Origin of the sequence: Streptomyces sp. BK79 (assembly GCF_044142145.1) — a bacterium.
Lineage (GTDB): Bacteria > Actinomycetota > Actinomycetes > Streptomycetales > Streptomycetaceae > Streptomyces.
Genome location: NZ_JBHVOC010000014.1, coordinates 204,912 through 230,536, shown reverse-complemented (window position 1 = coordinate 230,536; position 25,625 = coordinate 204,912). Strand labels below are relative to the sequence as shown.

The 25,625-nt window shown below is 74.6% G+C and carries 20 protein-coding genes and 1 tRNA gene; 5 read left to right on the top strand and 16 right to left on the bottom strand.

The window, feature by feature from the left end:
- Positions 1-473 precede the first annotated feature (473 nt).
- The 3 genes from cysS to ACFIF2_RS19565 all read left to right on the top strand — a co-directional run bounded on the left by cysS (position 474) and on the right by ACFIF2_RS19565 (position 4,819).
- On the top strand, positions 474-1,874 hold the full coding sequence (cysS, locus tag ACFIF2_RS19575) for a cysteine--tRNA ligase (RefSeq protein ID WP_395574303.1): 1,401 nt from the start codon (positions 474-476) through the stop codon (positions 1,872-1,874).
- A 132-nt stretch (positions 1,875-2,006) separates the two neighbouring features.
- A complete protein-coding gene (gene rlmB, locus ACFIF2_RS19570) occupies positions 2,007-2,948 on the top strand; it encodes a 23S rRNA (guanosine(2251)-2'-O)-methyltransferase RlmB (RefSeq protein WP_395574301.1) in 942 nt (313 codons plus the stop codon).
- A 125-nt stretch (positions 2,949-3,073) separates the two neighbouring features.
- Complete coding sequence (locus ACFIF2_RS19565; RefSeq protein ID WP_395574299.1) at positions 3,074-4,819, top strand: DoxX family membrane protein; 1,746 nt, start codon at positions 3,074-3,076, stop codon at positions 4,817-4,819.
- Between the two features lie 89 nt (positions 4,820-4,908).
- Here the strand turns inward: ACFIF2_RS19565 and ACFIF2_RS19560 are convergent, their stop codons facing one another.
- From ACFIF2_RS19560 to msiK, 3 genes are all read right to left on the bottom strand, one after another.
- Positions 4,909-5,646: an NDP-sugar synthase gene (locus tag ACFIF2_RS19560; protein WP_395574297.1), complete on the bottom strand. Its 738-nt coding sequence runs from the start codon at positions 5,644-5,646 to the stop codon at positions 4,909-4,911.
- Positions 5,647-5,688: 42 nt separating this feature from the next.
- Positions 5,689-6,144 (bottom strand): hypothetical protein, encoded by a 456-nt coding sequence (locus ACFIF2_RS19555; RefSeq protein ID WP_395574323.1) that lies wholly within the window; start codon positions 6,142-6,144, stop codon positions 5,689-5,691.
- Positions 6,145-6,407: 263 nt separating this feature from the next.
- On the bottom strand, positions 6,408-7,544 hold the full coding sequence (msiK, locus tag ACFIF2_RS19550) for a diacetylchitobiose ABC transporter ATP-binding protein MsiK (protein WP_395574295.1): 1,137 nt from the start codon (positions 7,542-7,544) through the stop codon (positions 6,408-6,410).
- A 223-nt stretch (positions 7,545-7,767) separates the two neighbouring features.
- Here msiK and ACFIF2_RS19545 point away from each other — a divergent pair.
- Positions 7,768-7,841 (top strand) — tRNA-Thr (locus ACFIF2_RS19545).
- A 2-nt stretch (positions 7,842-7,843) separates the two neighbouring features.
- Here the strand turns inward: ACFIF2_RS19545 and ACFIF2_RS19540 are convergent.
- From ACFIF2_RS19540 to ACFIF2_RS19480, 13 genes are all read right to left on the bottom strand, one after another.
- On the bottom strand, positions 7,844-9,502 hold the full coding sequence (locus ACFIF2_RS19540; RefSeq protein ID WP_395574293.1) for an alpha/beta hydrolase: 1,659 nt from the start codon (positions 9,500-9,502) through the stop codon (positions 7,844-7,846).
- Between the two features lie 124 nt (positions 9,503-9,626).
- Positions 9,627-11,489 carry an NADase-type glycan-binding domain-containing protein gene (locus ACFIF2_RS19535; protein ID WP_395574291.1) on the bottom strand — a complete coding sequence of 621 codons (1,863 nt, stop codon included), beginning with the start codon at positions 11,487-11,489 and terminating at the stop codon, positions 9,627-9,629.
- Positions 11,486-11,995, bottom strand: a complete 510-nt coding sequence (locus tag ACFIF2_RS19530; RefSeq protein WP_395574321.1) for a phage tail protein — start codon at positions 11,993-11,995, stop codon at positions 11,486-11,488. Before ACFIF2_RS19530 ends, ACFIF2_RS19535 begins: the two co-directional genes overlap by 4 nt.
- 59 nt (positions 11,996-12,054) lie before the next feature.
- Positions 12,055-14,013 carry a putative baseplate assembly protein gene (locus tag ACFIF2_RS19525; RefSeq protein WP_395574289.1) on the bottom strand — a complete coding sequence of 653 codons (1,959 nt, stop codon included), beginning with the start codon at positions 14,011-14,013 and terminating at the stop codon, positions 12,055-12,057.
- Positions 14,013-14,537 carry a GPW/gp25 family protein gene (locus ACFIF2_RS19520; RefSeq protein WP_395574287.1) on the bottom strand — a complete coding sequence of 175 codons (525 nt, stop codon included), beginning with the start codon at positions 14,535-14,537 and terminating at the stop codon, positions 14,013-14,015. Before ACFIF2_RS19520 ends, ACFIF2_RS19525 begins: the two co-directional genes overlap by 1 nt.
- A gap of 22 nt (positions 14,538-14,559) precedes the next feature.
- Entirely contained in the window at positions 14,560-16,482 is a 1,923-nt protein-coding gene (locus ACFIF2_RS19515) for a VgrG-related protein (protein ID WP_395574285.1), read from the bottom strand.
- Positions 16,482-17,204, bottom strand: a complete 723-nt coding sequence (locus ACFIF2_RS19510; RefSeq protein ID WP_395574283.1) for a LysM peptidoglycan-binding domain-containing protein — start codon at positions 17,202-17,204, stop codon at positions 16,482-16,484. The genes ACFIF2_RS19515 and ACFIF2_RS19510 overlap by 1 nt, the downstream gene beginning before the upstream one ends.
- Before the next feature lie 29 nt (positions 17,205-17,233).
- A complete protein-coding gene (locus tag ACFIF2_RS19505) occupies positions 17,234-17,656 on the bottom strand; it encodes a phage tail protein (RefSeq protein ID WP_395574281.1) in 423 nt (140 codons plus the stop codon).
- A gap of 106 nt (positions 17,657-17,762) precedes the next feature.
- On the bottom strand, positions 17,763-19,196 hold the full coding sequence (locus ACFIF2_RS19500) for a hypothetical protein (RefSeq protein WP_395574279.1): 1,434 nt from the start codon (positions 19,194-19,196) through the stop codon (positions 17,763-17,765).
- 2,535 nt (positions 19,197-21,731) lie between these two features.
- A complete protein-coding gene (locus ACFIF2_RS19495; RefSeq protein WP_395574277.1) occupies positions 21,732-21,890 on the bottom strand; it encodes a DUF6760 family protein in 159 nt (52 codons plus the stop codon).
- Positions 21,887-22,396, bottom strand: a complete 510-nt coding sequence (locus ACFIF2_RS19490; protein ID WP_395574275.1) for a hypothetical protein — start codon at positions 22,394-22,396, stop codon at positions 21,887-21,889. Before ACFIF2_RS19490 ends, ACFIF2_RS19495 begins: the two co-directional genes overlap by 4 nt.
- Complete coding sequence (locus tag ACFIF2_RS19485; RefSeq protein WP_019326684.1) at positions 22,396-22,839, bottom strand: phage tail protein; 444 nt, start codon at positions 22,837-22,839, stop codon at positions 22,396-22,398. The genes ACFIF2_RS19490 and ACFIF2_RS19485 overlap by 1 nt, the downstream gene beginning before the upstream one ends.
- 64 nt (positions 22,840-22,903) lie before the next feature.
- Positions 22,904-24,517: a phage tail sheath subtilisin-like domain-containing protein gene (locus ACFIF2_RS19480; protein WP_395574273.1), complete on the bottom strand. Its 1,614-nt coding sequence runs from the start codon at positions 24,515-24,517 to the stop codon at positions 22,904-22,906.
- Between the two features lie 254 nt (positions 24,518-24,771).
- Here ACFIF2_RS19480 and ACFIF2_RS19475 point away from each other — a divergent pair, with 254 nt between their 5' ends.
- The gene (locus tag ACFIF2_RS19475; protein ID WP_395574271.1) at positions 24,772-25,569 is read left to right on the top strand and encodes a DUF4157 domain-containing protein; all 798 of its coding nucleotides are present in this window, start codon (positions 24,772-24,774) and stop codon (positions 25,567-25,569) included.
- Positions 25,570-25,625: the final 56 nt, after the last annotated feature.

Sequence of the window (25,625 nt, the reverse complement as noted above, 5' to 3'; positions counted from 1 at the left end):
GGCAGGGGGGCGCGCCCGGGGGGGGGGGCGGGGGGGGGGGGGCGGGGGGGGGGGGGGGGGGGGCGCCGGCGCGGGGGTGCCGCGCGGGGCTCCGCCCCGCACCCCGCCAGGGGCTCCGCCCCTGGACCCCGGCCTATGCCCACCCACCACCCGACTCGGTCGGGCAAGAGGCCGGGCTTGCCTCGCGGGCTCGGTCGGGCGAAAGACCGGGCCGGTCGCGTCGACTCGTCGGGTGAGAGGCCGGGCTCATCTCGTCGACTCGGTCGGGCAAGAGGCCGGGCCGGTCCTGCGGGCTCGGTCGGGTGAGAGGTCGGGCCGGTCTTGCGGGCTCGGTCGGGTGAGAGGCCGGGCCGGTCTCGCGGGTTCGGTCGGGCGAAAGACCCGGCCGGTCTCGCGGGCTTGGTCGGGTAAGACGCGGTAACAAGGGGGCACGTGCGCCCGTGGCACTGTCCGTCGCCTACTACCCTGGAGGCGTGACTATTCGCCTGTACGACACCAGCGCCCGGCAGATCCGTGACTTCGCCCCCCTCACGCCGGGCTGTGTCTCGATCTACCTGTGCGGTGCCACCGTGCAGGCCGCCCCGCACATCGGGCACATCCGGTCGGGGCTGAACTTCGACATCATGCGCCGCTGGTTCGCCTACCGCGGCTACGACGTCACGTTCGTCCGCAACGTCACCGACATCGACGACAAGATCATCAGGAAGTCGGCGGAGCAGAACCGCCCCTGGTGGTCCATCGGGTACGAGAACGAGCGGGCGTTCAACGACGCCTACGACGCCCTCGGCTGCCTGCCGCCGACGTACGAGCCGCGCGCCACCGGGCACATCACCGAGATGGTCGAGATGATGCGCGGCCTGATCGAGCGCGGGCACGCCTACGAGGCCGACGGCAACGTCTACTTCGACGTACGGTCCATGCCCGGATACCTGTCGCTGTCCAACCAGGACCTCGACGAGCTGCGCCAGCCCGCCGGGGAGGGCGAGACCGGCAAGCGGGACCCGCGGGACTTCGCCATGTGGAAGGCGGCCAAGCCCGGGGAGCCGAGCTGGGAGACGCCGTGGGGGCGGGGACGGCCGGGGTGGCACCTGGAGTGCTCGGCCATGGCGCACAAGTACCTGGGAAGCGAGTTCGACATCCATGGGGGCGGGATCGATCTGATCTTCCCGCACCACGAGAACGAGATCGCCCAGGCCAAGGGCTTCGGCGACGCCTTCGCGCGGTACTGGGTGCACAACGCCTGGGTCACCATGAGCGGCGAGAAGATGTCGAAGTCGCTCGGCAACAGCGTGCTCGTGAGCGAGATGGTGAAGAAGTGGCGGCCGGTCGTGCTGCGGTACTACCTGGGCACGCCGCACTACCGCTCGACCATCGAGTACAGCGAGGAGTCCCTGCGCGAGGCCGAGTCGGCGTACGCGCGGATCGAGGGCTTCGTGCAGCGCGTCACCGAGCTGGCCGGCCGGACCGTCGAGCCCGCCGCCGAGGTGCCGCCCGCCTTCGCCGAGGCGATGGACGACGACCTGGGCGTCCCGCAGGCCCTCGCGGTCGTGCACACCACCGTCCGGCAGGGCAACAGCGCGCTGGCCGCCGACGACAAGGAGGCCGCCGTCGGGCGGCTCGCCGAGGTGCGGGCCATGCTCGGCGTGCTCGGGCTCGACCCGCTGGACGCGCGGTGGGCGGGGGAGCAGGGGCAGGACGAGGACCTGCGGCACGTCGTCGACAGCCTCGTACGTCTCGTCCTCGACCAGCGCGAGGCGGCGCGGACCCGTAAGGACTGGGCCACCGCGGACGCCATCCGCGACCAGCTCGGACAGTCCGGACTGGTCATCGAGGACGGCCCGCAGGGGCCCCGCTGGAGCCTCGGCTCCCGCTGACCCGGCCGGGCGCCGCAGGGCGGTCCCGTAGATCGATTGTGCCGCCCGGCCCTCCGGGCGGCACACTGCATAAGACGCAACAAGACATCAGCACCACGCAGCACTCCCGTAGAGAGCGGAGACAGGTAACTCATGGCCGCGAACAACCGCCGCATGTCCGGCAAGAAGGGCGCGCAGGTCGGCAGCGGCGGCAAGCGACGCCGGGGCCTGGAAGGCAAGGGGCCGACGCCTCCCGCCGAGATGCGCAAGGGACACGTCAAGCAGCGTGTCGCCAACGCGAAGGCGCGCCGCGCCACGGGACGCACCCAGCAGCGGCGCGGCGGCGGACGGTCCACGTCCGAGCTGGTCGTCGGCCGCAACCCGGTCTACGAGGCCCTGCGCGAGGGCGTGCCCGCCTCGACGCTCTACGTCCAGCAGTTCATCGACAACGACGAGCGGGTGCGCGAGGCGCTCCAGCTCGCGGCCGAGCGCGGCGGCATCAACCTGATGGAGGCGCCGCGCCCCGAGCTGGACCGGATGACCAACGGGCTCAACCACCAGGGGCTCGTGCTCCAGGTGCCGCCGTACGAGTACGCGCACCCCGAGGACCTGGTCGCCGCCGCCCACGACGAGGGCGCGGACCCGCTGATCGTCGCCCTCGACGGTGTGACCGACCCGCGCAACCTCGGTGCCGTCGTGCGCTCCGTCTCCGCGTTCGGCGGCCACGGCGTGGTCGTGCCCGAGCGGCGCGCGGCGGGCATGACGGCGGGCGCCTGGAAGACGTCCGCCGGTACGGCCGCCCGTACGCCGGTGGCGCGCGCCACCAACCTCACGCGCGCGCTGGAGTCGTACCAGAAGGCCGGGATCACGGTCGTGGGCCTCGCCGCCGACGGCGAGGTCGAACTCGGTGACCTCCAGGCCCTGGACGGGCCCGTGGTCGTCGTGGTCGGCAGCGAGGGCAAGGGCCTGTCCCGGCTGGTCGGCGAGACGTGCGACTTCCGGGTGCGCATCCCGATGCCGGGCGGGGCCGAGTCGCTGAACGCCGGTGTGGCGGCCGGGATCGTGCTGTACGAGGCGGCGCGGCGGCGGAGCTGAGCGGGGCACGGGGGTTCGACTTCGTCACCCGCAGGGGGTGTTCCGGGCTGTCCGGGCGTGTTTGACGCGGTCCGGACAGTTCGGCGCGGTCAAGGCAGTGTCCTAACGACACATCACTCGGTTAGATGAGTGTGGACACCAGAACACCCCGCACACCCACGGGGGACCGCTCGTCGGGGTACGACGACGCTCCCGCGCTGAGCATGGTGAAGGTGCCGAGCGATCCGGCCCAGGTCATCGTCAACCACGCGAGCTTCCGCGTGCAGCTCGGTGCCTCCGCAGGGCGGACCCGATCCCCGCGGATCGCACGGCACCTGAGCGCCACCCAGGACACCGCCCGCATGCCCGTCGTGGGCACCGCCGCCCCGGCCGCCGGCCGCCGCCGCGCCGTCGTCTGGAGCGGGCGGTCCGACCCGGACGACACCGGCGCCCACCGGCTGCTCCAGGCGGTGCGGGCCGGAGCCGGTCACCACGCCGAGGACCCGGCCGCCGACACCGGTGCCGACGCCGGCGCCACCCAGGTCATCCCCCGCGTGGGCCTCGGCGGCGGCGCCCAGCGTTACGACGACTACGACGACGGCCCCGCCACCGAGACCCTCGAGACCCCCCTCGTCGGCGCCCAGCGCGGCCCCGTCCCCGAGGGCACCCGGCTGCTGCCCGCCATGCGCACCGTCGGCAGCGCCTACGACGAACCCGCCTACCCCGGCGAGGGCTTCACCACCGGACCCGGCCAGTACGACGACGGCTACGACGAGGGCTACGGCGACGGTTACGACGAGGGCACGGATGAGCCCGCGCCGCGCACCCGGCGGCACGCCGACGACGACGCGCGGCACGCCTACTTCCCCGGCCGCCGCATGAACCTCGGCGTCGTGCTGCTGCCGCTGCGCGTCTTCCTCGGTTTCATCTCCGTCTACGCCGGCATGGGCAAGCTCTGCGACCCCGTCTACTTCGACGGCGGCGAACGGGGCTCCATGGTGAAGTGGCTCAACACCCTGCACCCGTGGGACGTCGCCGAGCCGCTGCGCCAGTTCGCCCTCGCCCACCCCGTCGGCTCCGGGCTCGTGATCGCGTTCCTCCAGGTGATCGTGGGCGTCCTGACCGTCCTGGGCTGCTGGCAGCGCGTCGCCGCCGTCATCGGGGCGGGGCTGTCCGCCGCGCTCCTCGTCACCGTCAGCTGGAAGAGCGTCCCCGTCTACGACGCGCCCGACATCATCTACCTCGCCGCCTGGTCCCCGCTGATCATCGCTGGTGCGCCCGTCTACTCCGTGGACGGCAGACTCGCCGGCGGCGCCTGGCGGCGGCTCGGCCCCCGCGCCGACATCTGGGACCTGCGCCGCTACGTCCTGCGGCGCGGCGCCCTCGTCACCTTCCTCGTCACCGGCGTCACCCTCCTGGTCGGCTCGCTGCTCGGCGGTGCCGTCCGCGACGCCGACCGCGTGGTCGTCCCCGGGCCCGGCGAGGGCCCGCGCAACGAGCTGCCCGGCACTCCGCTCCCGCAGGAGCCCGGCTCCCGGAAGCCGAAGAGCCCCTCGGCCTCCGCCTCACCCACCCAGGGCGCCACCAGCGGCACGGCAGGCCCCTCCGAGGGGACCGCGACCACGCCGGGAGCGACCCGCGACAGTGGCACCGTCACGGGGGGCGGGACGCCCAGCGAGACCCAGGGCACCACGGGCCAGGTCCCGCCGCAGCAGTCCGCCCCGGCCGACCGGGCGCCCAGCACCACGGCGGGACCGACCTCCGGCGGAGCCGCCGAGGCCCCGTCCGGCAGCGGCGGCTCCACCGGCGGCGCCGGGCCCGACGACGGCGGAGCCGGCTCGTCCTCCACCGGAGAGCCGGGCGGCCGCCTGGTGGGCGGCCTGCTGGGCTAGCGACCGCGCCGTACGCCGGTACGCGTACGCAGAAGGGGGCCCGCACCTCATGGGTGCGGGCCCCTTCGGCATACGGTCCGTCAGGGCGGTCAGCGGCCGCTCAGGGCCGCCAGTTCCCGGGCGGCCTCGGTCAGGTCCTTCGCGGTGTCGATGGCGCGCCAGTAGGAGCCCTGCGGGATCGGGAAGCCGGCCAGCCGGCGCTCCCGGGCCAGCCTCGGGAACGTCGTCCGCTCGTGGTCACCGCGCTCCGGGAGCATCGGGGCGAAGGCGGACGAGAAGACGTACACACCGGCGTTGATCTCGAAGGTCGACGGCGGTGCCTCGATGAAGTCGGTGATCTGGCCGAAGCCGTCCGTCTGCACGGCGCCCCACGGCAGCCGCGGGCGGGCCAGGGCGAGGGTCGCGACGGCGTCCCGCTCGGCGTGGAAGTCGGCCATGTCGCGCAGCGAGAAGCGGGTCCAGATGTCGCCGTTGGTGGCGTACCAGGGCCGGTCCGGGTGCGGCAGGTGCGCGGCGGCGTACTTGAGGCCGCCGCCCCGGCCGAGCGGCTCGGTCTCGACGACGGTGGTGACGGAGAGCGGCAGGTCGGCGGTCTCCAGCCACGTCTGGAGCACCTCGGCCAGGTGGCCGCAGGAGACCACGACGTCGGTGACGCCCTCCTCGGCGAGCCAGGCGAGCTGGTGACCGATGATCGGAGTGCCCGTGCCCGGGATCTCGACCATCGGCTTGGGCCGGTCGTCGGTGTAGGGACGCAGCCGGGAACCCTGTCCGCCGGCCAGGACGACGGCTTGAACGGGGCGGCGGGACGCGGCGTTCGGATCGGTCATGCCCGAACTGTACGCGGCGCCCCACCGGCTCCCGGAGGGTGCTCAGCCGTGCGCGGCCAGGATGCCCGAGGCGAAGGCGGTGTCGCAGACGGGGCGGGCGTACGACTGGGCGCGCGTCGGGCCGTACACCTTGACCGCGGCGCGGCCGAGGGCGCGGGCGATGGAGGCGCAGTGGCCGGCCAGCGACGGGCGCTCGTTCACCGCCTCCTGGAGGTGGGTCAGGGCGACGCCCGGGTCCTCCTCCTGCAACTCGGTCAGCAGCCGGTCGCGCAGCACCTCGTGCGGTGCGCGGGCGGCGGCCCGGGTGGAGGCCTTGGAGGAGGAGGCTTCCGACGCGGCGAGCACCGAGTCCGCCGGATCCCCCGACCAGTTGACCCGGGTGACGGCGAGGGTCCCGGAGAGCACCAGGACGACGGGCAGGACGAGGGCGAGAGAGCGGCCGATCCGGCGGGCGGGGCCCCGGCCGCGTCGCGTCTGTCGGGTGGTGGAGTGCTTCACGGAGTGCTTCACGCGAGTGAGGGTAGCGCCCGGTAATGATTTGGCGACATTTAGTCACCTGTTCGGGGGATGGGGAGGGGCTCAGAAATGGGTAAGGGGTTGACGCACACCGCTCGAAACGTCCGTTGTGCCGGGGTATTTGTCGACAACGAAAAGAGCCCCGCAGCAGGCCGCGGGGCTCTTCTCGTCAACGCGGGTGAATTCACCCGGCAGCGTGGTTTCCGACCGTGTGGTTTCCCACGCGCGGTCGGCCGGTCGGTCGGTCAGTCGGTGAGGCGCTCGCCCGTGGAGGACGAGAAGACGTGGATCTCGTTCGGACGCGGCACGACGTGGACGGTCGCGCCCTTCTCCGGCACGGCGCGGCTGCTGACCCGGACCACCAGGTCCTTGGACTCGCCGCCGACCTCGACGGTGCCGTAGATGTAGCCGTCGGCGCCGGTCTCCTCGACGACGTTGACCGAGACCGCGAGGCCCGCCGGGGCGTCCTCGGTGTCCTTCGAGAGGGTCTTGGCGGCGCCGCCGCCCAGCTCCTCCACGTCGAAGTGCTCGGGACGGACGCCGACGGTGACCGTGCGGTCGCCCTTGTCGGAGGCGGCCTTGATGGCCTCCCGGTTGACCGGGACGACGCTGTTGCCGAACTTCACGCCGCCGTCGGTGATCGGGACCTCGACCAGGTTCATGGCGGGGGAGCCGATGAAGCCGGCGACGAAGAGGTTGGCGGGCTTGTCGTACATGTTGCGGGGGCTGTCGACCTGCTGGAGCAGACCGTCCTTCAGGACCGCCACGCGGTCGCCCATCGTCATGGCCTCGACCTGGTCGTGGGTGACGTAGACGGTGGTGATGCCGAGGCGGCGTTGGAGCGAGGCGATCTGCGTACGGGTGGAGACGCGGAGCTTGGCGTCGAGGTTCGAGAGCGGCTCGTCCATGAGGAAGACCTGCGGCTCACGGACGATGGCGCGGCCCATCGCGACACGCTGGCGCTGACCGCCGGAGAGCGCCTTCGGCTTGCGGTCCAGGTACTCGGTGAGGTCGAGGATCTTCGCGGCCTCCTCGACCTTCTGCCGGATCTCCGCCTTGTTGACGCCGGCGATCTTGAGCGCGAAGCCCATGTTGTCGGCGACCGTCATGTGCGGGTAGAGCGCGTAGTTCTGGAACACCATGGCGATGTCCCGGTCCTTCGGCGGCAGGTGCGTGACGTCGCGGTCGCCGATGCGGATGGCGCCGCCGTTCACGTCCTCGAGCCCCGCGAGCATGCGGAGCGAGGTGGACTTGCCACAGCCGGAGGGTCCGACGAGGACGAGGAACTCGCCGTCCTCGATCGCGATGTCGAGACCGTCGACGGCGGGCTTGGTGGAACCCGGGTAGACGCGGGTCGCCTTGTCGAACGTAACAGTGGCCATGGTGAGGGCCCCCTTCTACCGGCAGGAACGTGCCGGACGATCCGTTGTAGGAAGGTGGTGTGGTGTAGTCCACACGAGTGAACTGCGACAGGACGGTACCTGTCGTTCACCTGGTCTGTCAGTACCTGCGGGGCTGTGAACTTCGCCGAAATTTTCGAACCGCATCGTTCACCGGCTCTGTGTACAGTGGTGCCGCCCGTGCGCACGCTTCGGTGTGCGCGGTGCCTCCTTAGCTCAGATGGCCAGAGCAACGCACTTGTAATGCGTAGGTCGTCGGTTCGAATCCGACAGGGGGCTCTTCACTTCCCCTCCGGCAGGGGGTCCGGTTCGCAGGTCGTGCCGGGCTTCGGGAGTTTCCCGTCGAGCAGGTACGTGTGGACGGCGCCGCGCACGCAGGTGCTGCCGCTGTCGAAGGCGCCGTGGCCCTCGCCCCGGTAGGTGAGTTCGTGGCCCACGCCCTCGCCGAGCCGCTCCGCCATGCGGGCGGCTCCCTCGTAGGGGGTGGCCGGGTCGCCGGTGTTGCCGATCAGCAGGACCGGCGGCGCGCCCGGTGCGCTCACCTCGGGGTGCTCGGCCTCGCCGGGCACCGGCCAGCCGGCGCAGGCCAGCGTGCCCCAGGCCAGGCCCGGCCCGAACAGGGGGGACGCCTCGACGAAGTCGGGCAGGCGGCGCTCCACGTCGGCGACGGTGTAGCGGTCGCTGGAGTCGTCGCAGGTGATGGCCCGGAAGGCGTCGTTCTCGTTGCTCTCGTCCGTGGCGTCGTCGGTGCCGGCGTCGCCGCTGTCGTCGGTGTCGCCGCCGGTGCCGTGCCGGCCGGAGGACTCCGCCAGGTCCAGCAGGACGTCGCCGTCGCCGTTGGTCAGCGCCTCCAGGCCCACCAGCAGCGCGGGCCAGAAGCTCTGGCTGTAGAGCGAGCCGCTGATGGCGTCGATGAGTTCGTCACCGTCGAGTCCGTCGCCGTTCGAGGTGGGCAGCGGGGTCTCGTCCAGGCCGGCCGCGAAGTCCACGGCGGCGGCCACGATCTCCGCGGTGTCGTCGCCGAGCGTGCAGCGCTGCTCGACGCACCAGGAGGCGAAGTGCTCGAAGGCGAGCTGGAAGCCCCCGGCCTGTCCGAGGGCCTCCTCCATCATGTCGCGGGTGGGGTCGACGACGCCGTCCAGGACGGCGCGGCCGACGTGTTCGGGGAACAGGTGGGCGTACACGCCGCCGAGCTGGGTGCCGTAGGAGATCCCGAAGTAGTGGAGTTTCTCGTCGCCGAGGACATGGCGCAGCAGGTCCAGGTCGCGGGCGGCCTCGGTGGTGCCGACGTGGGGGAGGACGTCGCCGGAGTTCTTCGCGCAGGCCGCGGCCGTCAGCCGGAGGAGCTCGACCAGGGCGTCGGTCTCGGTGCCGCCGTCGTCGGGGGTCTCGTCCACCTCGGCCTCGGCGTCCTCGACGGCGTCCGGGGCGAGGCAGCGCACGCCCCGGCTGTCGCCGACCCCGCGCGGGTCGAAGCTCACCAGGTCGTAGCGGGAGCGGAGTTCCTCGTAGTCGGCGGCCAGGGCGGGCAGGGTGGTGACTCCGGAGCCGCCCGGGCCGCCGAAGTTGAAGACCAGGGAGCCGACGCGGTCGGCCGGGTCGCCGGCGGCGCGGGCCCGGATCAGTGCGATGCCGACCGACTCACCGGAGGGCTTGCTCCAGTCCAGGGGTGCCTGGAGGGTGGCGCACTGCCAGCGGGTGCCGTCGGAAAGCGGGGCGGGGGCCTCGCCGCCGCCCTGGAGGGGGGAAGGGGCGGGGCAGTCCCGCCAGTTCAGGGTCTGCTCGCGGAAGCGGCTCGCCTGCTGTGCGGCGGTCGCGGTGGCGCCGTCGCCGCCCCGGGCACCGTCCCGCGCGGCCGGCGCGCAGGCCGCCAGGGAGCAGGAGAGCAGGGCGGCGGTGGACAGCAGGGCAGCGGTGGATATCACTCGGGCTGAGGGCATGGGCCCAGGCTCTGGCGGGCCGGGCGCGGGCGCACGGTACGGCGGCCATTCGGCGGAGGCGGCCCGCCGCCCGGGTGCCGGGCGGCGGGCCGCGTACGTCGTGGAGGTACGGGAGGGTGGGTGGTCAGGTGCGGTTGGCGCTGGAGGGGCCGAAGAACTCGATCTCCGCGATGGCGACCTGCTTGTCGGCGGAGGCCGCGTGTGCCGACTCGATGGTGAAGCGGACCTTGGTGACCTCGCCGACGCGGAAGGGGCGCCGCTGGCCTCCGGAGCCCTGGTCCAGGGTGAGGTCGCGGATGGTGGTGCTGCCGTCCCTGTTGGTGATCGTCGCCTTGACGCGGTGCGGCAGGGCCGACTCGTTGATCCTGTCGGGCTGGGTGGAGACGCCGGGGGTGATGATCAGGTCCAGCAGACGGGTCGGCTCGGTGAAGCGGACCTCGATCCACTCGCCCTGGCCGGACTGCGAGATGCCCGGTCCCCACCAGGTGTTGCTGCGCTTGTCGAAGGCGAGCTGCGGCTTGTGCCCGGTGTAGGAGCGCGAGGCCGTGATGCCGTCCGGGGCGACCGGGGCGCGCTTGGCGAAGTGGTCGCGGGTGGCCTGGACGCCGTCGGGGATGTAGACGAAGCCGAGGACCACCAGGGTGACGACGACCGCGAGGGTGATCCACGTGCCGATGCGGTCGAAGACGCGGCGCAGACGGGGGCGGTCGCCGGCCCACGGGTCCTCGTCACGCCGGCCGCCGAAGAAGCGGCGCCACCAGGGTGCCGGTCCCGGTGCGCCTTCGCCGGTGCCGGTCAGGGGCATCGCGCAGCGGGCGCAGTAGTGGCGGTCGGGTCGGTTGGGGGTGGAGCACCACGGGCAGGGCGGGCCGTTCGCGATGTCCGGCTGGTGCCCGGGGGCGCGTACCTGGGGCCGGTCGGCGTCGGGGCGGCCGGGCAGTACGGGGGCGACCGTGGGCGGCGGGGCGGGGCTCGGGGGCTCCGGGTCGGCGACGGGGACGAGGAGGGAGCGGGCCCGGTGGTTCATGGTGTCGCTGAGGGCGTTCGGGGGGTGGGGGGCGTCGGGGCCGGTCGCGGAGTGCGGGTGCGGGTGCGGGGCGGTCGGATGCGGGGTGGGGGCTATGGGGGCGGTGGGGGCGGTGTCCTCGGGAGAGGGGGTGGCCGGGGGCGGGGCGGGTGTGGTGGCTGTGGTGGGCGGGGGGTCCGCCCGGGTGGGGGCGGGGGTGGGGGTCGGGGGGTCGGTCCGGCCGGTTCCGGGGGCGGGGGCCGTGGCGTCGGAGCCGGGGGTTCCGGCTCCTGCGGCTCCCGCCGCCATCCGGGCCGTCCTGGCGGCCCTCGCCGCCCGCGCCGCCCGCGCGGCGCTCACGGCGCTTCCGCTGTCGGCAGTCGGTGTCGCGGCGCCGTCCGGTGCGGCGGCGCCCGCGGACGCGCCGGTGCCGGGGGTCTCCCCCGCGCGGGGGGAGGAGTACGCGGCGGGAGAGGGCTCCGTGACGCGGTGCGGCTCCGCGGTGGCGTGGGGCTCCGTCGTGCCGTGGTGCTCCGTGGTGGCGTGGGACCCCCTGCCGGGGGTCGGGGCGGGGTCCGGGGGCGTTGCCGGGGCCGGGGCCGGGTGATGGGAGTGCGTGGCCGGGGCCGGGGTGGGGCCGTCGGCTTCCCGTCGGCCGGGGGCGGCGGGTGGGTGCGTCTGTCCGCTCCCGCTCCTGGTTCCGCTCCCGCTCCCGGTTCCGCTCCCGTTCCCGGTGTCCGGTGCGGGTCCGGTGGGGGTCGGGGCCGGGAGGCCGGGCCGGGCCGGGGACACGCCCGTGCCGCCGGGGCCGGGGCGGGAGAAGGCGTCCCAGCCGGGGCCCTGGCCGGGCGGGGAGGCGGCGGGCCGGGCGGTGCGGGCGGCGCCGGCCTGTTCCCAGCGGAGTACGGCGCCGCACGCGTCGCAGAACGACTGGCCCGGTTCCGCGCGCGTGCCGCACTCGGCGCAGTTCTGCGTGGTCATCTCTCCGGGGTCCTTTCGGAGGCGGTCACTTCGACGGTGTAGGGCATGTGGGCGGGGCGGGCGGCGGCGACGAGGGTGTCCAGGCGGTGGGTGTCCGCCGGGGACGGGTCGGGCAGCCGGAGGGCGACGTGCAGGTGGGGGCGGTGGGCGCCGGGGAACGGGCCGAGGGGACGGGCGTTCCACTCCGCGCCCCCGCTCTCGGTGATCTCCGGCTCGGCGCCGAACGCGAGCCGTATCGCCTCGGCCAGGCCCTGCCGGGTGCCGCGTACGCGGTGCAGGCGGGCGGCGGCGGCGACGGCGGCGCGCAGCCGGGGCTCCGGTTCGGTGCCGTCGGTCTCGGCGCCGACCCAGGTGCCGAGCCACTGGGCGAAGTCGGCCGGGGTGAGGGCCGGGTCGAAGTAGGTGTCCAGGCAGTCCAGGACGTTGAGGATGGGCGCGAGGACGTCGTCGAGCCCCCCGACGAAGCGCTGGGCGAGGTCGTCGTCGGCGAAGACGGCCGGGAGCATCGTGCTGATGGGGAGCGAGGAACCGAGGCCGTCGACGGAGCCCCGGTAGGGCGTGGTCGTCACGTGCCGTCTCCGATCACGCGGACGCGGTGGTCGTAGGAGAAGACCAGCGACGGCGGTCGGAGGTCGATGCGGTCGGTGGGGTCGCCGCGCTTGCCGGTGAGGGGGTCGGCGGGGTGCAGGACGACCTCGTCGACGAGTTCCACGCCGGGGACGCGCTGGAGGACGGCGAAGACCTCGCCGGTCTGCACGGGGCGGCCGAAGGGCCAGCCCTTGCCGTCGGCGCCGCCGGTGAGCGGGTCGAGGTGGCGGTAGAGGGCGTCGTGGACCTGGCGGCGTACGCGGTCGGTGTCGACGCCGCGGAAGGCGTGGACGGTCGCGACGACGGTGACGCCCTGGTAGTAGGGCGGGCCGACGGCGAGGCGGGTGCCGATGAGGCGGCGTTCGTCGAGGTGGCGGGTGATGCGGGCCAGGAGGGCGTCGCCGGGGACGAGTTGCTCGAAGCGGAGCCGGCCGCCGGGGTCGGGGACGGCCTGGGGGACGACGAGGACGCGGACGGCGTAGGCGCCGTGCTCGCCCGGCTCGCCCTCCAGGCAGGTGATGCGGGCGGTCTCGGGGGCGGCGCGGCGGGCGAGTTCCTCGTAGTCGCGCAGGGTGACGGCGCGCTCCTGGGCGCGCAGCGTGATCGGCGCGCGGAGCTTCGCCTCCGCCACCGTCTCGCCGTCCACGCCGCCGCGGGCGGCCTCGCGGTTGACGACCTCGGAGACGTACGGGATGGAGGTGCGCAGCACCTGTACGGCGCCGCGGGCCACGTTGCCGGACCTGCCGCCGCCGGTGCGGTAGCGGCGGGCGCGGATGACGGCGCCCTTGGGGGCGACGGTGCCGTACTGGCGCAGGGTGCCGTCGGGTTCGCGGACGGCGGGGCCGAAGGCGATCTCGCCGGTGGCGGCGTCGAGGGTGATGTGGTGGTCGTCGGGGCGGGACGCGGCGAAGTGCGGGACGACGTGCCAGTCCTGCCAGCCGTCGTCGGCGGCGGTCTGCAGGAGCAGCGGCGGGTCGTCGGCGACGACGGGGGCGTGGGCCAGGCGCAGCCGCTGGCCGGGCAGGCCGGTGGACTCGCCGAGCGCCTCGTCGTGGACGGTCTCGGCGTGCACGGCGCGGGTGGTGCCGCCGATGGTGTACGCCTCGGCGGAGCGGATGGTGGGCGAGGTGGTGTAGAAGGGCTGGCCGGGCAGCGGGTCGGTGACCCGGCAGCGTATCCAGCCCGCCTCGTGACCGCCGTTGCGCGACAGGACGTGGCCGCCGGGGACGTGGAGCACGATGTCGCCGGGACGGTTGAGGCCGCCGGTGCCGTCGCGGTCGACCTCGCAGGACTGCCAGCCGTCCTCCGTCCACGCCTCCCAGACCAGCGGCGGCTGGCGGGGGTCGACGCCGACGCCGTCGACGCGGCTGTCGAGTTCCAGGGCCAGGGCGCAGTCGGGGGTGGCGGCGGTGAGGCCGATCAGCATGCAGTCGCCGGGCTGCGGGGCCTCGGCGAAGCAGAGGAGGTCCTTGCCCTCGGCGAGGTCCGTGGTGCGGTCGGTGACGGGTTCGCCGTGGTGCTGCACGACGAAGTGGCCGAGCGCGCACGGTACGACGGTCAGGTCCCGCTCGGTGGCGAAGACGACGGCGTCGTCCCGTTCGGTGCGCAGGGTGGCGACCTCGGCGCCGGACGGGATCAGGATCGCGTCCTCCTGCGGCGCGGAGAGCCAGAACGTGACGTCCGTGCGGGCCGCGGAGGGCGGGAAGAGGGTGATGCCGACCAGGTCGAGGAAGGCGAGATGGTTCTTCTCGGGGACCCGGTTGAGGCGGTAGACGATCTGGTCGGCCATGTGGGCGACCGTCTCGACGAGGGTGACGCCGGGGTCGGAGACGTTGTGGTCGGTCCACTCCGGGGCGCGCTGCTGGATGTAGCGCTTGGCGTCGTCGACGAACTGCTGGAAGCGGCGGTCGTCGAGGTTGGGGGAGGGCAGGGACATCAGCGGTCGCTTTCGGGAGAGCCCGGGAAGCCGCCGGGACCGGCGGAACCCATGGGACCGGCGGGACCGGTGGGACCGGCAGGACCGGAGGAGCCGCCGGTGCCGTCGGTGCCGTCGGCGAGGTCGGGCTCGTCGTGGGAGGGGATGACGTAGAACGGGAAGACGAGGCTGCGCGGGTTGTTGGTGCCGCGGATCGAGTAGCGGACGTCGATGAACAGGACGCTCTGGTCGGTGCCGGTGCTGACGTCGACCTCGTGGACCTCGATGCGCGGCTCCCAGCGGTCCAGGCTGACGTACACCTCGTGCTGGATGCGCCCGGCGGTCTGCTCGTTGACCGGGGCGAAGACCAGGTCGTGGATGGCGCAGCCGAACTCGGGGCGCATCGGCCGCTCGCCGGGCGCGGTGGCGAGGACCAGCCGGATGGCCTCCTCGACCTCGCGCTCGCCGCTGACCAGGGCGATGCCGCCGGTGGGTCCGATGCGCATGGGGAACGCCCAGCCGGAGCCGACGAACTGTTCGGCCATCAGTGGGCCACCTGCCTTCCGGTCATGCGGGGAGGGGGTACTTCACGGTGTTGACGAACACGGCACCGAACAGGTCGACCTTGATGCCCTTGATGTTCACGTTGGCCACGGCGTTGAGCGAGAGCATGCCGACGGCGTTGAGCGACGTCATGCCGCTGGACGACAGGTTCAGGGCGCCGCCCATCGCGTTGACGTTGACGGCCCCGGCCAGCGACGTGAGGCTGACCAGGCCCTTGCCCTTGAGGGTGAGCGGCCCGCCGCTGTCGATCATCACGGACTGGCGGCCGCGCAGCCGGAGGCTGGTGCCCGCCTCCACCGACACCGAGCGGCTGCCGGTGATGCTGACCGAGCCCTTGCTGTCGACGGTGATCTCGGTCTGGGTGCGGTCGAGGTTGATGATCAGCTTGTCGTTGCCGCTGGCGATCCGCACGCCCTGCTTGCGCCCGCCGGTGCGCTGGCTGAGCAGGTCGACGCGGTTGCCCTGGCGGTCGGACAGGGTGTGCCGGGTGGCCTGCTTCCTCAGCCCGTCGTGCAGCGGCACGTCGGGGACCTTCGTCGGCAGGTCCCGACCGTTGTAGAGCCCGCCGATGACGAACGGGTGGTCCAGCGCCCCCCGGTCGAAGGCGACCAGCACCTCGTCGCCGACGTCCATCGGGAAGACCCCGCCGCCGCCCTTGCCGCCGAGCTGGACACTGCGCGCCCAGTCGCTGACGTAGGTGTCGTCGAGCCACGGGAACTGGAGCTTGACCCTGCCCTGCTTGAGCGGGTCCTGTACGTCGGTGACGACGGCGTTGGCGACACTGGGCAGCCGGGCCGCGCTCGCGCCGTCCACGCCCCCGCCGCCGCCCGAGGCGAGCCCGTACAGGGACCGCCACTGCCGTCCGCTGACGGTGATCCAGGACTCGTAGTGCTTGCCGTCGCCGAAGACGTGGCGCACGGCGGTGACCGTGTACTTGCCCTCGAAGGGCTTGCCGACGTCGCCGAGGGCCACCGGGACGCCGGGCCGCAGGCCGGGGTTGCCGTAGACGGCGACCTCCAGCTCGGCGAAGGAGGAGGTGACGTCGGCGGCGAGGGCCTGCGCGGCGTGCCGGACCTCGTCCTGCCGGTCGTAGGGGTTGGCGGTCTCGACGAGTTTGGCGGGCTTGAACCGGCCCGCCGCCTCGCCGGGCGTCGAGCCGATGGTGATGCCGGGGTCGGTGGTGGCGGGCGCCACCTCGGTGATCTTCTTCTTGGTGGTGACGTTCCAGCCGCGCGACTCGACCTTGCCGACCTGGTCGGCGGCGGTGACGGCGGCCCGCAGGCGCAGGATGTCGTGGCCGGCCTGGAGCACGAACGTGCTCTTGTCGCCGTCCGTCTTCGGGGAGGGCGCCCCGGCCGACGGGTTCGGCGCGACGAACCGGAACTTCCCCTGGGCGTCCAGGGACATCACCATGTTGTTCTCGTCGGCGAGCCGGGACAGGAAGTCCCAGTCGGTGACGTTGGACTGGCTGATGAACCCGTACGCGCCCTTCGTCGGCTGGATGCGGCCGACGGGCACGCCGTCCAGGGCGGCGAGTTTGCGGGCGATGTCGGACGCCTTCTGGTTGCGGTACGCGGCCACCCGGCGCTGGCGCATCATGCGGTGCCCGTAGTCGTAGCCGCGGATGACGGTGAAGCTGCCGGTGCCGTCGTAGTCGGCCTCCAGGGCGGTGACCTCGCCGGTCAGCAGGGGCTTGCCGACGCCCTGGCCGTCGGCGACCGGCGTGAGCACCACCTTGGTGCCGAACTGCACGCCGAGCTTGCCGAGGACCAGCCGGTAGGGGTCGCGGAAGGTGAGCCGGAACGCGGCGGGCACGCCGACGCCCTGGTCGACCCAGCCCTCGACGAGCATCGGCGCGATGTCGTCGGGCAGCTTCGCGCCGCCGATCCGCACCTGCATGATGCTGGAGAACGCGGGCCGCACCATCAGCGGGACACCTCCTCGGCGGCGGGCAGCACCAGTTCGGTGCCGGACGCCAGCCGGGACGGGTCGTCGATGCCGTTGGCCTCGGCGATCGCCCGCCAGGCGCCCGAGCTGCCGTACTCCCGCCAGGCCAGCGACGGGAGCGAGTCGCCGGCCACGACCCGGTGCACGCGCTGCGCGGTGAGCGCGCCGGACGTCGGGTTCTGGCCCTTGGTCTTGCCGGGGATCTCCACCAGCCGCACCTGGCAGGTGGCCCGGATGGGGACGCCGGTCGTGCCGAAGAGGGTGTACGACGCCTCCACGGAGGCGACGTACGCGGTGAACCGGGCCGTCGAGAACGACCCCCACTCGAAGACCACCCACGGCGGCGACGGCTGGTCGGCGGCGATGCTCTTCGCGGTCACCTCGCAGCAGCCGAGCAGCGACTCGACCTTCTTCAGCACCGTGTTGCCGCCCGGCTTGGTGGAGGAGTCGAGGAAGACCTCCAGGGTCATCTCGCGCGGCTCGGCGCCCATGAACTCCGGCTTCGAGCCGTCCCGCACCGCCATGGCCGGGGTCGCCTTCCACTGCGCGCGCTGGGTCAGGGACAACTGCGCCGGGTTGAACTCGAAGCCGAACGTCCGCATCAGCGCGCCGGGCGTGGTGCTCGTGCCGACCGGCGGTTCGTGGATGGCGAGGTTGGCGCGCACGAGGCTCTTGCCCGCGCCCCTGCTGCTGGTGGCCATGGGTCTTCCTCTCTTCGTCCGCCGCGCCGTCAGTCCGTGAACCCGTGGTGGGCGATCTCCAGGACCTCCGTGGCCACGGCCGGGCTCGCGGGGTCGAGGCTGGGGCCCTGCCAGCTGACGGGCAGGACGTCGATCAGCCCCCAGCGGGCGACCAGCGAACCGTCCGCGCGCAGGGCCGAGATCTGCGCCGTGGGCCGCTTGATCCCCGTCTGGACGGAGGAGATCCACTTGGCGACCTTGGCCGTGTCCGGGGTGAGGGGGCGGGTCAGGCGGATGTTGGAGTAGGAGACGCGGGTGGGCAGTTGCCACACGAACCCGTTGTTGCCGCCCTCCTGGCGCTGCTCGATCTCCACCTGGGACGACAGCCCCTCGCACCCGTTGAAGTAGCCGAGGCTCTCGCCGTCGATGGTGAGGGTGAACCAGATCGTGGAGCCCGGGTCCTGGCGGGGCATCGGGGGTGGCCTTTCTGTCTGTCTGTCTGTCGGGTGGTGGGTGGGCGGCCGGCGGGTGGGCGGGTGGTGTCGTGGTGTCGCGTGGCCGGTCCGGGGGAGGGTGCGGTCAGGCGCGGGGGTCGCGGAGTCTGCCGACGCGTTCGCGGTCCATGCGCAGTTCGGTGCGGACGAGGCGGGTGACGCGGCCGATGATCCGGTGCACCAGCTCGTCGAGCTGGAAGTCGGTCAGCTCACGCGGGTCGAACCCGCCGGCGGGGACGGCGGTGTACGCGGGGGGCGCGTCCCCGGCCGGGCCCGGCGCCGGTCCCGGTGACGCGGAGGGCGGGCAGCCGGGCGGGGCCGCGCTCGCGCTCGCGCTGTACGGAGGGGGCGGGTCGTGGGGCGGCGGTGCCGGGGGTGCCGGCGGGTTCGCCGGTGGTCGCCGGTGGGACGGGGGAGTGCGGAAGTGCCCCAGCGTGGACGCGACGGTCGCCGACGCGGCGGCGGCCAGGGCGCCGACGGTCCGTCCGGGGACGCGCTGGACCGTGGGCCCGGACGCCGGGTCCGTGCGGGGGGCCGTCGGGGCCGTCGGGGCGGTGGGGTGGTGGAGGGGGAGGTGCGGTGTCGCCGGGGGTGGGGTGAGGGGGGCGACGGGCAGGGGGGTGCGGGGGTGGTGGGAGGCGGTGGGGCCGGGGGCGGGACCGGGTCCGGGGCCGGGGCCGGGGCCAGTGGGGCGGTGGAGGGGGACGGCTTTGACCGGGGTGCGGTGGATCGGGGTGCGGTGGATCGGGGTGCGCTGGACGGGGGTCGGGGTGGGGACGCCCGGGTCGGCGGGGTGGAGGGAGGGGGGAGGCGTGATCGGTGCCGGTTCTGGGGCTGGGACTGGGGCTGGGGCTGGGGTGGTCGGTGCCGCCGGGGGCGGGGTGTCGGCGCCGGTGCGGGGCCGGTGGGGTGCGGGGGCCGGGGTGGGGATGGCCGCCGGCGGGGCGGTGAGGGGGGCGCCGAGGGGGGTGCGGCGGCGGTCGGTGAGGCGGGGGGCGCTGAGGGGCGCCGGGCCGGGGGCCGGGTGTGCGGGTGGGGTGGCCTCCGGCGTTCGTGCGGGTGCGGGTGCGGGTGCGGGTGCGGGTGCGGGTGTCGGCGTCGGCGTCGGGCGTTGTGCGGGGGCCGGCTTGGAGGTGGGGGCGCCCAGGCCCAGGCGGGGGGCGGAGGTGCTGCGCTGGACCGGGCGGGCGGGGCCGGGGGCACCGAGGCCGGGGCGGGGGGCCGGGGTGCTGGGCCGGGCGGGCGGTGTGGTGCCGGGGCCGGTGAGGGGTACGGCGGTGGGGCGTACGGGGTCGGGGGCCGCGGGGAGCAAGGAGCCGGTGCCGGCCGAGTGCTGGGGCGCGGGCGACGGGGTCGCCGGCCGGGCGGCGGGGTCGGCGGTGCCCTGGAGCGATCGTTGGACAGCGGTCGACGCGGTGGCGGGCGGGGCGCCTTGGAAGGTGCCGGGTGTGGGCGGCGTGGTGGGTGGCGTGGTGGGCGTGGGTGAGCTGTCCGTGGCGCGCCGCGCCGGGGGCGTCACCGTGTCGGCGGGTACGTCGGGCGGGCCGGTGCGCGGGCGCGATGACGCCGTCGGCGCCCGGGGCGTGTCGGGCGGGCGGGGCGTCGCGGCCCGCCGTTGGACGGGGGCCGTCCGGGCGGTCGCCTCGGCGGGAGGGTTCGGCTGGGGGTGCGGGACGGGGCGGTCCGGGACGGGGCGGTCCGCCCGGGGAGGCGTCGAGGAGGACGCCGGGGCGGTCGGGCCGTCGGTGGGGCGCGGTGGCGTGTGCCCTGGCGCGGGTGGAGGCGTGGGTGTGCTGGAGGGCGGTGCGGCCACTGGGGCGGTGGCGGGGCGGTGTCCCTGGGTGGCGGGTCCTGTCGTCGGCACGGCAGGGGCGGCGGGCCGGGACGCCGGTGCCGGGGTGTCCCGTGGCACGGTCCGCTGGACCGGCGGGGTGGTTCCGTCGGGCGTCGTGCCCGCTGCCCGGCTGCCGGTTCCGGGCTGGGTGCCGTCGGGACGGTTCACGTCGTGTGTGCCGGGGGCCGTGCTCGGGTGACCGTTGCCGGGTGCGGACCGCTGGGCGGGGGCGCTCGTCGCCCGGGTGCCGTCGGGAGCGGGCGTGGTCGGGGGGACCGCTCGCTGTACGGGCAGCCCGGTTGCCGTGCCGTCGGCGGCGGCGGGGGTCCGCCGGGCGTCGGTCGGGTCGCCGCCTGGCGTGGGGGCCTGCGCGGGGCCGGGGGCGGGCGTCCCTCGCCGTACGGGCGTGGTGGGGGACGTGCCGGCCGCCGGTATCCGGGGTGGGGGCGGCGGGGTGGAGGCGTGCGGGGGCGTCGTCCGGTGGGCCGGCGCGGCGTTCGAGGGCGTGCCGACGGGGGCGGACGGGGGCCGGGTGCCCGTGGGGGCCGTCCCTGGAGGCGCCTGCGGGGTGCTGGGCCGCGCGGTGCCGGGAGGGGTGACCGCGCGCTGGACCGGGGGTCCGCTCGTCGCGCCGTCGGAGGTGTCGGCGCGGGACACCGGTGCCGGGGCGGCCGGTGAGGGGCCGTGTGCGGGCGCGGAGCCGCGTACCGGCGTCCCTGGGGGCGGCGTACCGGCGTCCGGGGTGGACGCCGTGGCGCCGGAGGTCTTCGTGGGCGGGGCCGGGGTGGTGCGGGGGGTGGGCCGCGTGTCGCCTCGCTGCGTAGCTCGCCGCACCGCGGCGCCGGTCGCCGGGCCGCCCTGCTGGGCGCCGGTGGTGCGGCCGGACGGGGACACGGCGGTGCCCGGTGCCGGGACGCCGGTCGCCGGGCCGCCCGGGGACGAGGCCGACGCCGGGGGAGCGGTGGGGGTCGTCCGCCGTGCGGGTGCGGGTGCGGGTGCGGGTACGGGACGGGCTGCCGCGCGCTGAACGGGAGCCCCGGTCGGTGTGTCACCGGCGAGGGGCGTGCCGGGGCCTCCTCGGTCGCCGTCCGGCGACGACGGAGCCGGTCCCGGGGAATCCGGCACCGCGTCGGCCGCCCGGCGGGACACGGGCAGGGCCCGTCGCCGCGCGGCAGCCGGGACGGACGGAGCCTTGGTGAGGGAGTCCCGCGCGCGTGGCGGGGCGGGCGGTACGGGTGTCGCGCGGACGCCGTGGACACCCCGGACCGGTGGGCCCACCGGCGTCGCGGCCGGCTCCGGTCCCCCGGAGCGCGACCGTTGCACCGGCGCGACCGGAGTCCGGGACGCGGCCGGTACGGGGACGCCGGGCGTGTCCGGGCCCGTAACTCCCGAGGTGGCCGTCGGACCGGTAGCCCTCGACGTGGCCGTCGGGCCGGTAGCCCTCGGCGTGGCCGCCGGGCCCTGCGTGCGCGCCACGGAAGCGGCGGGCGCGGGCGGGCCGGACCTGGGTGAGACGGCCCCGGGCGTGGCGGGGACGGACGGCACGGATCCGTTGGACGCGGACCTGGGGGACGCGGATCCGGGCGGGACGGTCCTGGGCGGCACGGACCCGGGTGAGGCGGCCCCCGGCGTGGCGAAACCCGGTGAGGCGGACCCCGGCGACGAGGTCCCCCGTGGGGCAGGCCCAGGCGCCGGCGGCAGGGCCCGCAGTGGGGCCACCGGCATCCGCTGCACCGGGGGACCGGCGGCCGGTGACGCCGACGGTGACGTGGGCGTGGGGAGGCCGGGCCCAGTCGCCGACCCGGCCGGCCCGGTGAACGCTCCCGAGAGCAGGCCGTGGCCGGCCGCCGGGTTCAGGACCGCGGGGGAGGGGGCCGCGCTGAACGACGGGTTCTGCCACGTCGGCAGCCGCCCGCCGAACCCGGCGTCCGCCACCCCGGTACGTCCCTCACCCGTCGCCCGCCGGATCGGCGGCAGGGTCGACCAGGCGGCGGCCACCGGCCGCGCGGGCCCGCCGGCCGTACCCGGCACCTCGGCCGTACCCGGCACCTCGGCCGCACCCGCCGGACCCGCGGCCGAAGCCGAGGCGGCATCCGCAGCCACCGCGCCCGCGGAGCCCGCGCCCGCGCCCGCGTCAGAGCCCCCGGCGACGTCCGCCCCGGCGTCCGTCCCGGCGGTGCCGCCCGTGCGTCCCCGCAGCCGGTCCAGGAATCCCACCGCTCAGCCCTCCGCCGCGCCGCGCGTCACGAGGGACGCGATCTGGTCCGTGTACCGGCGTCGGTCCTGGTGTTCGAGGTCCAGGATCGCGTCCAGGCCCCAGTGGAAGTGGTAGGCGACGTACGCGATCTCCTCGTGCAGCCGGTCGGTCGCGTACGTCACGATTCCCCCAGGCGGCTCCCGCCGAGTTCCACCTCGAAGGGCTCCGAGCAGTGCGGGCACCGCACGGCCGCGCGGGTGTGCCCCTCCGCGTTGATCTGGCGGTAGAAGTCCTGGAGGAACGCCAGGTCGGAGGCGAACATGTTCTCCACGATGCCGTCGTGCACCATCGTCAGCGTGCCCAGCCGGGTGATGACCCGGCCGAGCAGCACCACCGACAGGTACGCCGGGTTCTCCTGGACGCGCACGTCGCGCAGCGGGACCAGTTCGTCCCGGGCCGTCGACAGGCGCATCACGCCGTCGCGGTGGACCGTGCCCGACTCGTCGACGTAGCCGCGCGGCAGCTCGAAGGGGAACTCGGTGACGAGTTGGTGCCGGGGCCCCGGGTCGACGACCGGGGCCTCGGCGGACGCGGCGGCGGGAGCCGAACGGGGGAAGTCCGCTCCCGCCGCCGCGGTCTGGGGGGCCCGGGGCGCCCCGGCGGGCGCCCCGGCAGCCGAACGCCGCATTACTCGATGACCAGTTCTTCGAACACGATGGTGACGGTCTCGGTCAGGGCCGCCGCCTCGCCCGCCTTGACCGTGCTCGTGTCGATCTTGCTGCACCAGGCGTTGCGCAGGTTGTACCGCTTCACCGGATTGTCCTGGAAGTCCATCATGATGATCGACGCGTTCTTCCGGGCTGTGCTCATCTGGCCCCGGATCGAGTCGTTGATCCACTGGGTGAACGACGCCGACTGGGTCATGCCGCGTACGACGGTGCACTGGCCGTTCTTCTGCACGCCCGGCAGCAGCGCCACCTCGGCCCGGCCCTGCGCGCTGTTCTGCTGGTAGGTGATGACGTCCTGTTCGAGGGTGAGGCCGCTGACCTCGGCGAGGTACTCGACCATCACACCGTCGATCTGGAGGCCGAAATTGTGTGAGGTGAGGGCGTCACCCGGCTGGAGACTCATGTGTTCGCTGTCCTTCTAGGGAGGGGGGGCGAGGGGGCGTAAGGAGGCGGGGCGGGCGTGGCGCCTACTCCTCCAGCTCCCCGCTGCCGCTGGAGAACTGGGCCAGCCGGAAGATCACGAACTCGGCGGGCTTGACCGGCGCGATGCCGATCTCGCAGATGACCCGGCCGAGGTCGACCGACTCCGGCGGGTTGGTCTCCTCGTCGCACTTGACGTAGTACGCCTGCTCGGGGCTCTGGCCGAACAGGGCGCCGTTGCGCCACTCGTTGACCAGGAACGCCGAGACGTTGCGGCGGATGCGGGCCCAGAGGTTGTGGTCGTTCGGCTCGAAGACCACCCACTGGGTGCCGATCAGGATCGACTCCTCCAGGTAGTTGAAGTACCGGCGGATGTTCAGGTAGCGCCACGCCGGGTCGGAGGAGAGGGTGCGGGCGCCCCAGATGCGGATGCCGCGGCCGGGGAAGGCGCGGATGCAGTTGACGCCGATCGGGTTGAGCAGGTCCTGCTCGCCGCGGGTGATCTGGAGTTCGAGGTCGACGGCGCCGCGGACGACCTCGTTGGCGGGGGCCTTGTGCACGCCGCGCTCGGAGTCGTTGCGGGCCCAGATGCCGGCGACGTGACCGCTCGGCGGGACCAGGCGGGACTGGCCGGACGCCGGGTCGAAGGTCTTGATCCAGGGGTAGTACAGGGCCGCGTACTTGGAGTCGTAGCCGGCCGTCTCCTGGCGCCAGACGCGGATCTGACGAGCGTTCAGGCTGGGCGGCGGGTCGACGATGGCGACGCGGTCGCCCATCAGCTCGCAGTGGGCGATGAGGCCCAGCTGTACGGCCTTGACGGCCTCCAGGTCGATCGCGCCCCGCTGGTAGGCGGCCATGAGGTCGGGCACGGCGACCATGGAGATCTCGTCGACGGCCTCCAGGCCGCCGAAGCCGGTGCGGTCCGCGGAGTCGCCGAGGTACTGGGCCGGGCCCGGGTGCGCGACCTCGCCCTTCCCGGCCGGGGCGGTCCGGTCGGCGGGGGCGGCGGGCGGCGCGGGCAGCGTCAGGGTCTGGTTCTCCGGGCGGGCCAGCTGCGCGGACGGCGCGGCCTCCGTCACGGTGATGAGCTTGGAGCGCTCCTTGACCTGCGTGACGACGTAGGAGCGGTTGCCCTTCTTGGCGCTCACGTCGAAGGTCTCGACGGGCTTGTCGCCGTCCTTGACGATCAGCTTGAAGCGCTCGGCGGGACCCTCGCCCTCGGGGTCGGCGACCTCGACGGACAGCGGGCCGTGCTCGCCGGCGGCGGTGGCCGTCACGGCGAAGGTGCCGAGCTGCCTCGGCTCGGCGGCCGGCAGCGCGGCGGGGGCGGCGGCGCCGGACACCGCGGAGCGCGCGGACGCGCCGTCCTGGCCGGTGCCGACGGCGGCGTCCTCGGCGGAGCCGCCGACGCGGACGACGTACGCGGCACTGCCGCCGTTGTTGAAGAACCCGTAGACGGAGTGCGCGAGGTAGTAGCCGTCGGTGAAGTCGCCGAAGGCCGCGACGTACTGCGTCCAGTTGGTCACCAGCGTGGGCTCGTTCAGCGGGCCGGTCGGCGCGAGTCCGACGAAGGCCGCGACCGAGGTGCCCACCCCCTCGATCGGGCGCGAGCCGCTGGCCACCTCCTCGACGTAGACGCCGGGCGACAGGTAGGACGGCATGCTCTGCTCTCCTCGGGGTACGAGACAGGACGCCCCTCACCCTCGCGCGCGCGTCGCGCCCGCCGAAACGGCCTCGGGGGCCGGAGCGGGGGCACCGCCGTTGCCCCGGACCGTGCCCGTAGGGGCAGGGGGCGCCGCCGTTCCCCCGCCCCGCGTGCCGTCTCTCCCGGTCGTTCTCCCGTCTGCCCCTGACGCTGCCCCCGCGTACCTGTCGGCCCCGGGGGTGCTCCGGTAAGGCTGGGTGGCCGGCCAAGGTGGCCAAGCCGGCCAAGGTGGCCAAGCCGGCCAAGGTGGTCAACCGTCCGGTTGCCGAAGGGAGCATCGTGCGCGCGCACGGAACGCGGAGCGGACCGACCGACGAACGGGGCACGGCCCGCCGCCCGGCGGTCCCGCCGAGCGCGCCGGTCCAGCGGATGCTGAACCTCCAGCACCTGGCGGGGAACGCGGCCGTGGCCCGGACGGTCGAGGCGCAGCGGCATCAGCACGGGCCGGGGTGCGGGCACGCGGGCCCGGCCGTGCAGCGCCGGGACAGCGCGGGGCACGGGCACGGGCCGGGGTGCGGACACGAGGGCGTCGCCGTCGAGGACACCGAGCCCGCCGCGCAGCGCAGCCTGCTGGACGCCGCCATGGCCACGCCGAGCAGTCCGCTCCCCGGGGCCTTCCTCGCCAAGGCGCAGTCGTTCTACCAGAACGACAACCTCTCCGCGGGCCGCGTGCACGACAACCCGACGGCCCAGCGCGCGACCGCGGCCCTGGGCGCCCAGGCCATGACGGTCGGCCACCACATCTTCCTCGGCCCGTCCGCCATCGGCGACACGCGGATCCTCGCGCACGAGGCCAGCCACCTCGACAAGAACCTCCGGGGCATCCGCGAGACGGGTGACGACAACGGCGCCGGCGTCACCGTCACCGACCCGGGGCAGGGCTCCGAGCGGGCCGCCGAGACCGACGGAGCCGCCTTCGCGTCGGGCGCCGCCACCGCCCCGTCCGTCGTCGCGCAGCGGGCGGCGGACACACCCCATACGGAAGACCCGTACGCGGAAGGGGCGTAGGGCTGCGCGGGCCGCCTCTTCGGGCAGCGGGGTCTGCCCCGACGGCTCCTGACGCC

Bases quoted from the DNA above. Each gene is read 5' to 3' on its own strand.
- rlmB (WP_395574301.1), top strand. From the start codon at position 2,007: ATGGCCGCGAACAACCGCCGCATGTCCGGCAAGAAGGGCGCGCAGGTC.
- ACFIF2_RS19565 (WP_395574299.1), top strand. From the start codon at position 3,074: ATGAGTGTGGACACCAGAACACCCCGCACACCCACGGGGGACCGCTCG.
- ACFIF2_RS19560 (WP_395574297.1), bottom strand. From the start codon at position 5,646: ATGACCGATCCGAACGCCGCGTCCCGCCGCCCCGTTCAAGCCGTCGTC.
- msiK (WP_395574295.1), bottom strand. From the start codon at position 7,544: ATGGCCACTGTTACGTTCGACAAGGCGACCCGCGTCTACCCGGGTTCC.
- ACFIF2_RS19540 (WP_395574293.1), bottom strand. From the start codon at position 9,502: ATGCCCTCAGCCCGAGTGATATCCACCGCTGCCCTGCTGTCCACCGCC.
- ACFIF2_RS19535 (WP_395574291.1), bottom strand. From the start codon at position 11,489: ATGACCACGCAGAACTGCGCCGAGTGCGGCACGCGCGCGGAACCGGGC.
- ACFIF2_RS19530 (WP_395574321.1), bottom strand. From the start codon at position 11,995: ATGCTCCCGGCCGTCTTCGCCGACGACGACCTCGCCCAGCGCTTCGTC.
- ACFIF2_RS19525 (WP_395574289.1), bottom strand. From the start codon at position 14,013: ATGTCCCTGCCCTCCCCCAACCTCGACGACCGCCGCTTCCAGCAGTTC.
- ACFIF2_RS19520 (WP_395574287.1), bottom strand. From the start codon at position 14,537: ATGGCCGAACAGTTCGTCGGCTCCGGCTGGGCGTTCCCCATGCGCATC.
- ACFIF2_RS19515 (WP_395574285.1), bottom strand. From the start codon at position 16,482: ATGGTGCGGCCCGCGTTCTCCAGCATCATGCAGGTGCGGATCGGCGGC.
- ACFIF2_RS19510 (WP_395574283.1), bottom strand. From the start codon at position 17,204: ATGGCCACCAGCAGCAGGGGCGCGGGCAAGAGCCTCGTGCGCGCCAAC.
- ACFIF2_RS19505 (WP_395574281.1), bottom strand. From the start codon at position 17,656: ATGCCCCGCCAGGACCCGGGCTCCACGATCTGGTTCACCCTCACCATC.
- ACFIF2_RS19490 (WP_395574275.1), bottom strand. From the start codon at position 22,396: ATGCGGCGTTCGGCTGCCGGGGCGCCCGCCGGGGCGCCCCGGGCCCCC.
- ACFIF2_RS19485 (WP_019326684.1), bottom strand. From the start codon at position 22,839: ATGAGTCTCCAGCCGGGTGACGCCCTCACCTCACACAATTTCGGCCTC.
- ACFIF2_RS19480 (WP_395574273.1), bottom strand. From the start codon at position 24,517: ATGCCGTCCTACCTGTCGCCCGGCGTCTACGTCGAGGAGGTGGCCAGC.